At 41.0% G+C, this 8,674-nt stretch carries 9 protein-coding genes and 2 tRNA genes; 8 read left to right on the forward strand and 3 right to left on the reverse strand.

Annotated features, from left to right (window positions below):
• Positions 1–37 precede the first annotated feature (37 nt).
• Together nhaC and ACFI32_RS14255 are read right to left on the reverse strand one after the other, a co-directional pair.
• A complete protein-coding gene (nhaC, locus tag ACFI32_RS14250) occupies positions 38–1,453 on the reverse strand; it encodes a Na+/H+ antiporter NhaC (protein ID WP_462627284.1) in 1,416 nt (471 codons plus the stop codon).
• Between the two features lie 348 nt (positions 1,454–1,801).
• A complete protein-coding gene (locus tag ACFI32_RS14255; protein WP_462627285.1) occupies positions 1,802–2,881 on the reverse strand; it encodes an ornithine cyclodeaminase in 1,080 nt (359 codons plus the stop codon).
• Between the two features lie 217 nt (positions 2,882–3,098).
• Here ACFI32_RS14255 and ACFI32_RS14260 point away from each other — a divergent pair, with 217 nt between their 5' ends.
• The 3 genes from ACFI32_RS14260 (at position 3,099) to ACFI32_RS14270 (ending at position 3,907) form a co-directional block, all read left to right on the forward strand.
• The gene (locus tag ACFI32_RS14260; protein ID WP_462627286.1) at positions 3,099–3,530 is read left to right on the forward strand and encodes an Lrp/AsnC family transcriptional regulator; all 432 of its coding nucleotides are present in this window, start codon (positions 3,099–3,101) and stop codon (positions 3,528–3,530) included.
• A gap of 82 nt (positions 3,531–3,612) precedes the next feature.
• Positions 3,613–3,688 (forward strand) — tRNA-Ala (locus ACFI32_RS14265).
• Positions 3,689–3,831: 143 nt separating this feature from the next.
• A tRNA-Glu gene (locus ACFI32_RS14270) sits at positions 3,832–3,907 on the forward strand.
• Positions 3,908–4,483: 576 nt separating this feature from the next.
• On the opposite strand, the gene ACFI32_RS14275 is transcribed toward ACFI32_RS14270, so the two are convergent.
• Positions 4,484–4,783, reverse strand: coding sequence for a hypothetical protein (locus ACFI32_RS14275; protein WP_462627287.1), 300 nt, complete (start codon positions 4,781–4,783; stop codon positions 4,484–4,486).
• Between the two features lie 313 nt (positions 4,784–5,096).
• On the opposite strand from ACFI32_RS14275, the gene ACFI32_RS14280 reads away from it, so the two are divergent.
• The 5 genes from ACFI32_RS14280 to ACFI32_RS14300 all read left to right on the forward strand — a co-directional run.
• The gene (locus ACFI32_RS14280; RefSeq protein WP_462627288.1) at positions 5,097–6,566 is read left to right on the forward strand and encodes a PAAR domain-containing protein; all 1,470 of its coding nucleotides are present in this window, start codon (positions 5,097–5,099) and stop codon (positions 6,564–6,566) included.
• 15 nt (positions 6,567–6,581) lie between these two features.
• Positions 6,582–7,139 carry a peptidase associated/transthyretin-like domain-containing protein gene (locus ACFI32_RS14285; protein ID WP_462627289.1) on the forward strand — a complete coding sequence of 186 codons (558 nt, stop codon included), beginning with the start codon at positions 6,582–6,584 and terminating at the stop codon, positions 7,137–7,139.
• Positions 7,126–7,659 (forward strand): peptidase associated/transthyretin-like domain-containing protein, encoded by a 534-nt coding sequence (locus ACFI32_RS14290; RefSeq protein ID WP_462627291.1) that lies wholly within the window; start codon positions 7,126–7,128, stop codon positions 7,657–7,659. The genes ACFI32_RS14285 and ACFI32_RS14290 overlap by 14 nt, the downstream gene beginning before the upstream one ends.
• 264 nt (positions 7,660–7,923) lie before the next feature.
• Complete coding sequence (locus tag ACFI32_RS14295) at positions 7,924–8,289, forward strand: hypothetical protein (RefSeq protein WP_462627292.1); 366 nt, start codon at positions 7,924–7,926, stop codon at positions 8,287–8,289.
• A 133-nt stretch (positions 8,290–8,422) separates the two neighbouring features.
• On the forward strand, positions 8,423–8,674 hold a 252-nt coding region (locus ACFI32_RS14300; RefSeq protein WP_462627293.1), incomplete at its 3' end, for a peptidase associated/transthyretin-like domain-containing protein.

The raw sequence follows: 8,674 nt of genomic DNA on the forward strand, positions 1-8,674 counted from the left end.
CAACATACACACGCTATTGGTTATAATTCCCGCTACTTTACGATTGCTTACTGCTTGCTGAAACAAGCGATTGTTCCTCAGGCTTTATCTTGGCAATTGAAAAACCTGTAATCGCATATAAGATAGAAATAATAGGTACAGTGAAATTGAGAACAGCATAAGGGGCGTACTCTACGACACCGACACCTAAAGTCGCTAAGATAAATACCCCACAGGTGTTCCAAGGAATGAAAACCGAAGTGAGTGTGCCGCCATCTTCTAATGCTCTAGAAAGATTTTTAGAGGCTAGCCCGCGCTCACGATATACACTTGAGAACATACGTGCAGGCACGACGACCGATATGTACTGCTCAGAGCATGTGGCATTAGTGATAAAACAAGAAGCAATAGTAGTAGGAATAAGTGTTTTGGCAGACTTCGTTAAACTTGCCATTTTTTTGACAATGGCATTTAGCATACCTGTGTTTTCAAGCACACCACCAAAGGTCATGGCTACTATCGTCATAGATACGGTGTACATCATTGAATCAATACCACCGCGATTAAATAGCGTATCGATGACCTCATTTCCCGTTTCGATGACATAGCCGTTTTGTAAGGTGCTCATAGATACGGCAGTCGTATCCCCTTGGACAAAGATTTGGCATAAAAAACCTAAAAAAATACCGAAAGTCAGTGCAGGTAAGGCAGGGATTTTATTGGCGACCATAACAATAACGATAAGGGGTACGAGCAGTAACCAAGGCGAGATGACAAAGCTTTGCTCCAATGCGGTCATTGTATTCGCGATATTGGTCAGCTCTGCTGCTGATGAAAAGCTTGTACCCAAATACCAGTAGACACCCAAGGCGATCAATAGCCCTGGAACTGTGGTATAAAACATATTTTTGATATGTACAAATAAGTCGGTATCTGTCAAACCTGAAGCAAGGTTGGTCGTGTCTGATAATGGGGACATCTTATCGCCAAAATAAGCGCCGCTGATGACCGCGCCTGCAATCATCCCCGCTGGAATACCCATACCTGCGCCAATACCCATACCTGCGATACCTATCGTACCCATCGTTGACCATGAGCTACCGATCGCAATAGACACTACCGCACACATTAATGTAATAGAGATTAGAAATAAATCAGGACGCAGTAAACTTAGACCGTAATAAACCATCGTGGCTACAACACCACCGCCCATCCACGCACCGATGGCAAGACCAACTAAAATGATGATTACAATTGCGGGTAGCGCTAGACGTATGCCCTTATAGATACTTGACTCAATATCTTTCCATTCAAAGCCTTGTCGCCATGCTACTAGTGACGCGACGATAGTACCAAAAGCCAAAGGCACATGTGGTGCGCCTTCAAAGACAACGATGGTGATCAACATTGCAACCACCATTGCTATAATAGGCAAGACTGCCCAAAAGAAAGGTATGTTTTTATCAACATTCATTACTATAAATCCCTATATCTTGGCTTATGAGCCGCTTCATCCTGAAAATGGTTGAAGAGTAGTCAATGACCACAAAACACGCCTTAAACGTATATTGCACGAGTCGTCAGACCTACTCATTCATATATAGTAAAACGCTAGCTGAAATAAGAATGGACATTGGAATCATGCCCATTTTTTAAATTTAAATAAGCATAAATTTTCTAGGTGATGTCTTCTATGAAATAAGCATTTTAGAAAAGCATTGTTTTAAACTGTTGATAAGTTCAGATAAACCGTATGGACGTACCATAACAACAGATTTCAGCGCTTAAGAAGAAGACATAGCCGTATTAATATCAAGCTCTTTTAACCACAAAGAGCAAGCTCTTTAGGGCTTAGTGCTCCGCTAACGACAGAAAATAGGTTTTTCGGGTCTTGTTGCTGGGTGATGACGTCTAGCAATTCATAGCGCTGCTTTTCTTTGATTAAATCGCGCAAGTACACCAGCGCGGTAAAGTCTTCTGAGGCAAAGCCCACGCCATCAAACACAACCAAGTTATCGGCAGTGCTGCGGATGGCTTTGTCCCCTTTGACGATATGGTGAAATTCAGTCACAGGGAAATCAGCCTCAAGCTGTTGAATGTCGCCCTCAACACGGGTTTGTGGCTCAAACTCCACAATCACGTGATCAGCGCGGCGTAAAATGTTGGCATCCAGCTCGGTTTTTCCGGGGCAGTCGCCACCAATAGCATTTAGATACATACCTTTTTTGATCATGTCATCGCGCAAGATCGTGGCGTTCTTCTTATCCGCCGTACAGGTGGTCACGATGTCTGCACCATCAACGGCGTCTTCTGCGCTGTGGCAAATGGTAATGTCTAAGCCTGAATCAGCAAGGTTGCGCGCGACTTTTTCAGAGGCATCACGATCAACATCGTATAAGCGCACTTTTGAGATACCGATAACCGCTTTCATACCGAGCGCTTGAAACTCACATTGTGCGCCATTACCGATGAGCGCCAGCGTTTGCGCGTCTTTTCGTGCGCAGTGTTTGGCGACCAGTGCCGAAGTGGCTGCAGTACGCAGCGCGGTCAAAATGCACATCTCGGTAAGTAAAATTGGATAGCCTGTATCGACATCAGACAAGACGCCAAAGGCAGCGACGGTTTGCAAATCGCGCTTGGTATTGATGGGATGACCATTGACGTATTTGCATGCAAACATATCGCCATCACTGACAGGCATCAGCTCAATAACACCATCTTTTGAATGTGAGGCAAAACGACTTGATTTTTCAAAGTCCTCCCAGCGCGCAAAATCTTTTTCTAAAGCATCGACCAGTTCGGTGATCGTTTGCTCGACCCCATGCTCACGAATCAAAGTTGCCATGACCTCGACACTGACGAATGGGACACCCTCTTTTTGTGAAACGATGAATTTAGACATATGACTTACTCCTTTTCATAGTGGCTATTGCTAGCGGCGGCTTCATAAATACTTTTCATTAAATCCATAACCAATATGTTAGCAACGATAAATGTCAGTTAAAATGTCAAAAATTAGTAAAATGAGTACAATTTTTTATCATTTTGCTAGTATTCACTTATCATTTTGTCAAAATCGCATTATGATAAGTATAAAGACCGACCACCAGGGTACAGTGATGACACATTATATTTATGACTCTTTGGACAACGAACTCATCGCCGAGCTGCGCCAAGATGGTCGGGCGACCGTCTCGCATCTAGCAAAAAAGCTCAAAGTCTCCCGCGCCACGATACAAAACCGTTTGGACAGGTTGCTACATAGCGGGGCAATTTTGGGCTTTACCATTCGTGTGCATGAAGCGCTAGATAAAGAAACAGTCAAAGCCATGATGATGATTGAGGTAACAGGTAAATCCACATCACAGGTGATTAGAAAGTTACGCGGTATTCCGCAGCTCATTAAGCTACATACGACCAATGGCGCATGGGACTTGGTGGCGGAGATACACACCTCCAGTCTGAGCGAATTTGATGAAGTGCTGCGTCAGGTACGCGAAGTGGATGGTATTTTGAACAGTGAAACCAGCGTATTGCTGTCCAGTTTATAAAAAATTAAAAAAATCGTGGTTTTTTAAAATAAAGTGTTGACAACCCCCCGTTACTTCCCTAAAATGTGCTCACTCTTAGCGAGGGGCTATAGCTCAGTTGGTAGAGCACTTGCATGGCATGCAAGGGGTCAACGGTTCGACTCCGTTTAGCTCCACCATACTATTTACGTTAACGATAACTTTTGTTATCATCTACGCTAAATAACTTGCTAAAAGTACAGTATCAGCACCTAGGCACAGCTTCTATTAGCTATCTGATATTGTGAAGTCCCGTTGTAACTTTGGTTATGACACTCTATGCGTCCCCATCGTCTAGAGGCCTAGGACACCGCCCTTTCACGGCGGTAACGGGGGTTCGAATCCCCCTGGGGACGCCACTATTCGGCGTCACTTATTAGCGCTTTTGCTTAGCATCAGATCAGACTAATAAGCGAACACTAAAAAAGCCCAGTCATCATACGGTGACTGGGCTTTTTTATGTCCATTAGTTTTTAAGACTTAACTTTTTGAAGGCTAACATTGTACCAGTACTTTGACAGCAACTAACTTATGGTTTAAAAAGTACAAATAAAGCAGATCATCACGACTTACCTCACGGACTGAATACATAAGATCATAGGTAGCTTTTATATCAGTAGATTCGATATCGATAATGTTATCTGAGATGGTCGCCTTATTCTTATCGACCTCAAATTTTCTAGAATTTAAGGTTTCAGGGTCAAAAGTATTATCGAACCATAAGCCATTATAGTTGATGTGGACGAAAAGCTTTGCCAACCTCAATGTCTTGAATAGACAGAGCAGAACGGCTTTCATATTGCATATTGCTATCATGAGCGTCTATCGTCTTGTTTTTGACAGCACCGCCACAAGCGCAAATCAAAAAGGATATGACGACTATCAAAAAGCCTTTAGCTGCCATTCTACCCTGATAAAACTGAAACATCGTCAGACTAACGATCATAACAAGACACAAATTCTCTAATCGCCCAGCCCCAGTGTCTATACTCACCCTTGTAATAACCCTCTAAATAAACCCACGGACGGCCTTGATTGTCATAATCGCTGTCTGTGATGTAAACCTCCCTGTCGTTTCGCAGCTTATTGATCAGCTTACCGTTTGGTGTGTCTCTGATATTAAGTGGGGTTCCTGTTGGATCGGTTACATGACAGACGCGCTCGGCGTGCGCGGCGCTCATGCCCAAGGTTATCGAAAAAATTGCTACTGCTAAAATACTGGTTAATCGTTTCATAGAGAAACTCGATAAATTATGGCTATTTTTAGTGTGTCTATACTAGCAACTTACCTGTAAAACTCAACAAATTTCACTTATAATAGATCAATTTTTCAATAGCTCTGATAAAAACCAAGTGGTAATACGTATTTTGTTTGAGGTATATTCAGCCTATGCTTATGATAAATATGATAATGAACAACCACTTAAGGTTATTTTTTTACTTTTCTATCGAGAGAAGTAAACCTTTACACTAATAAAGATGCTCTATAAAGTCTAAACACTCAACACGTCACGTCTCTATAACTTTAGCTTATCAAAAGGTAGTGCTATGGCAGCCTATATTACAGTTGGCTCAAAAACATCTCATGGTGGAACGGTAATCACTGGTTCACCACAAACCACTCATAACGGCATTCCTATCGCCCGTGTGGGCGATAAAGTGATGTGCAAAAAATGCGAAAAGGTCGTCACTATTGTCACAGGTGACCCGACCTTCATCATTGATGGTGCGCCTGTTGCACGTGGCGGCGATGTCACCAATTGCGGATCCAAACTGATTGCCAATCAGCAAGCCTTTGCAGAGTCTGGCTTTGACGTCATGGGTATTGAACCGCCAGCGCCGCTGCAGTTTCCAAAATCGGATATGAGTAATTCTTTTGTGGCAGATGAGAGTGCTGACTTCATTATTGAGAAAGTATTCGTCAATAATGGTTGGTTTACACCTTTTGGTGTTAAACCGCATGATCATTTGCCAGTACCCACTGCTGGACCTCAATCCCTAGGTAATAATCCAGATACTTATGACAAAATACGTATCAAGGTTCAAATCAAAAAAGGCAAGTTTAAAGAGTTTAAATTAGATGTAATAGGTCAGCCGCAACCACTTGCATCAAAGTCTGGTACGTTCGATAAACATAGTACCGTTGTTTTAGAGTGGGATGGATTTATCGGCGATATTTACTCTACTAGAGCACTACTATCTGGCGTAGAGTTGAAGGTATATGCGACAGATGTTAGTAGTAACTCGGTAGTTAGTCAAACCGAAAACGTTACCTTTAAACGAAAGGACAAAGAATGGATAGACATTAACATAGATAGAAAATCAAAAAGAATAAACGTGAATTTAAGAATAAGTTTATCACCACTGAAATGGAATACCCTTGGCCCTAAAGTAGTTGGTAACAAAGACTTAGATCCTGATCTGCCAATGATAAAAAAGAATAACATGTCTAAGTATTTGACGGATAGCGAGGTTCATACTTTAGTGAAAGAAGCCATGAGTCGATATTGGAGCCGCAGTCACAATACGATTAAAGGTAAAAAAATAGATGTAGATATTAATGGTGATAAATTCCAAGTCGCAACAAAATGTGAAATTACCGATAGCCGTAGCATGCCTACCTTAGATGTTATCTTTAATACAAATAGAGCGTCGGCACGCTCTAGAAACTGGGAGGCTTCACGTATTGTTTTCTATAATACTGGATATATTCATAACGGAACACGTTGGGGATACAAAGACAAGTCTAGCTCTGCCAAAGATTTTAAGAGAGTTTTTGCCCATGAAATAGGTCATGACTTATTACTTGCCAATGGCGGGCACATGTACTCTAAGACGCATAAAGGCTCCTCTCATATCTGGCAGTCACCTAATGGCACTTATACCTTCACAGGTAGTGAATACGACTTAATGAAATATAGCCAGGAAAAACGATTTCCACGTGACTATTACGATAAAGTAGTTGCCAGCGAAGAAGACGTGCGTGGCCTACTCGCTATCTGCAAACTTACTCTTTAAGTAGGTATAATATTTATGAATATATTCAAAACAAGCTGTTGGATCCTCATCGGTACATGTATCTCATTAGGTTTATTGAGCTGCTCGTCAGGACCTATCGGTCATTACTATTCCACACCGATTGTTACTGGACAGGTACTGGATAAAATAACCTTACAACCGATAGAAAATGCTTCTATTTCACAAACCACTAGATCTGAAGCAGTCACTGATAGTGATGGATATTTTAAGCTTCCTTCATATAAGTTTTCTTACACTGCATCAGATTTTGATGTTTCAACACTGAACTTTATGGGTACAGGTAGCTTCTCTATATATAAAGAGGGCTATAGACGTCAAAGTTATTGGAACTTTGGTCTAGACACACTAGAGATCAAACATACATCAGAAGTGCCTTATCATATTCATTTAGGTACCGTGTATTTAGAACCTTTACCAAAGAATACGTATAATAAAGATGACTATATTGAAAGTAACTATATTGAAGAAATAAACTTTTGCAACCCTAACGAATCACAAAAAGAAGGGGATTGTATGCCGCTACCTAATGGAGTGACTAATGAAGCGATTTAAAGAGATGGTTATTCTCAGTGTACTCACCTTACCATTAAGTGCTTGCTTAACACCTCCCACTGAGTATCACGTCACCCCTGCACTGTCAGGTCAGTTTGTAGATAGTCAGACTGAGCAGCCCATCGCCAATGTCACTGTGTATCTTACGGATGAGTATCAGACCAACTCTGATAATAAAGGTAACTTTACGCTACCTGCTATGGTTTCCTTTGGTGTTCGAAAAAGAAACAAAGACTATTTTGAGGAAATCTATCAATATGCTGATGTCATGGTTGAGGTCGATGGCTATCAGCGCCGACTGTTTAATGTCGATGGGTTGGCACTACCGACTCCAGCCTTTGATATGACAACTCCGACAGCTATTGAGATGGGTAAAGTGTATCTGAATCCGCTACCAGAAGGTGAGCACGTCTACGGTAAGGTTTACGAGTACATTGCAACAATGTCTTATTGTAAGCTGAATGAATCGCAAAAACAGGTGGACTGCCTTCCTGTAGTCAACGATCAAGTATCTCAGTAAATACGTTCGAATAAACGACTATAAAATACTTTTTCTCAAAGGCTTTTGAATGTATCAAAAGAAAACAAGCTTTTTCAGCAAGCCTTGATTACTGATTATAGCTGTATCTAGTAGTTCAATAATCACTGCTTGCTGGATGAAGCCAGCCAAGCATTCTACATTCTAATAATAAGCATAAATCTATTTTTTACGAAAATAAAATTATGAGAGAGCTTGATAAAAATGCTGTACTTCGTCATCCAAGCGCTGAGCATGGAGGTGGTTTTGCTAATTAAGCTATCAACAGTAGTGATATTAATTCTTGTTATGACTTCCTGTAGCAAAAATATAAAGCAGCCTTTTACATTAAACTACCTATATCATGCAGATCCCACTGTTGATGCTCAAAAAGCAATGGCCGAGGGCAATTTAAAAGTATATGGTGTTTACGGATACTCTTTGCATACCCCAGGTATTAAGCGTGAATGTGTAAGCAGCACAGATATTATTCCTATTAAAGGTACATCAGACGCAGTACAGTCATATAAAGAATCTCAATTTAATACTTTGGCCAGATTGTATGCTGAGTATTATAACAGTCACATTGAGCTATTCTTAATAAGTAACGGGGATAACTGTTTTGAGCAGTGACTAATTATGAATATATTGAAGCCAACAATTTAGCTATCCATTGGGGTATTACGATAAAGTCGTTGCCAGCGAAGAAGATGTTCGTGGCTTACTCGCTATCTGCAAACTTACTCTTTAAGTAGGCATAGTATTTATGAATATATTCAAAAAATCCAGTTGTATAATCATCGGTTCATGCATCTCATTAGGTTTATTAAGCTGCTCGTCAGGGCCTATCGGCCATTACTATTCCACACCGATTGTTACTGGCCAAGTACTGGATAAAATAACCTTACAACCGATAGAAAATGCTTCTATTTCACAAACTACGATAGCTGAGGCAGTCACTGATAGTGATGGATATTTTAAGCTTCCTTCATATAAGGTTTCTTACGCTGCATCAGAT

It is taken from the genome of Psychrobacter sp. PSi21, from assembly GCF_054960615.1.